Here is a 999-nt window from a genome sequence, read left to right as displayed (position 1 = left end):
CCCGCAGCACCGGCACCGGCGCCCGGGGCGGCTCCGGACAACCCCGGACCGCCGCCCGGTGCAGCAGCCCGCTCAGCCCGTCCGCGAACCCCGGCGCCGCCGGATCCGGCCCCACCAGGTCCGGCACCCACTGGGCCAGCGCCTCCCGGGCCGCCCACACCCGCCCCTCGGCCGCCGCCCGGGTCGACTCCACCTCCACCGCGATCGCCGCGGCCGGCAGCCCCAGCCCGTCGTGCAGCACCAGCGCCCGCCGCTGCGGCCGGGACAGCCGGCGCAGGGCCTTCAGCAGCGCCTTGTCCCGGTCGGTCAGCCGGTCGTGGTCCGGCAGCACCGACTGCGCCTCGTCGGCCGGCCGCACCCGGATCCGCCGGTGCGGCAGCGTCCAGGCGTGCATCCGGCGGGGCCCGCCCCGCCGCCACGGGGACAGCGCCAGCTCGCAGGCCCGCACCCGCACCCAGCCCTCTGGGTCGCCGGAGCCGACCACCCCGCCCCAGTCCTGCCGGGCCTCCCCGAACGCCCGCCGCACACAGTGCACCGCCCGGTGCCGGCACGCCGTCAGCAGGAACACCTGCTGCACCAGCCGGGTGTGGGCGCCCTCGTACAGCTCCTCGAAGCTCTCCGTCAGGTCCCGCCCGTTGCCCGCCTCGGTGAGCGCCTGACTGATCCGCTCCCGGGCGTCCGCGGTGTCGCGCCCGGCGGGGGCGACGGCTGAGTCCCGTCCGGCCTCTTCGGCCTCTCCGGCCTTGGCCCGGGCCGGGGGCATCCGGTGCCCGCCCTCGGTGGGGCCCGACGCCGCGCCGGGGGACGACGGTACGGCCGGTTTGGCCAGGGCCTTGGGTAGGGACGTGGTCTGGGCCTTGGTCGTGGCCCGGGTCGGGGCGGTGGGCACGTCCCGCCCGCTCCCGGCCGTGCGGCCGTCACGCCGGCCGTCGTCCTTGCCGCGCCCGGAGGCCGCGCCGGGGTCGGTGGGGCGCTGCTCCCCCCGGGCGGTGACGGCGG

1 pseudogene is annotated in these 999 nt (G+C 79.9%); it reads right to left on the bottom strand.

The features are described from left to right. Window positions 1–999 (bottom strand): annotated as a pseudogene (locus tag BG452_RS35455) (hypothetical protein); the annotation flags it as partial.

Origin of the sequence: Streptomyces sp. CBMA123, from assembly GCF_014596465.1 — a bacterium.
Taxonomy (GTDB): Bacteria; Actinomycetota; Actinomycetes; order Streptomycetales; family Streptomycetaceae; genus Kitasatospora.
This window is presented reverse-complemented; position numbering and strand designations above follow the sequence as displayed.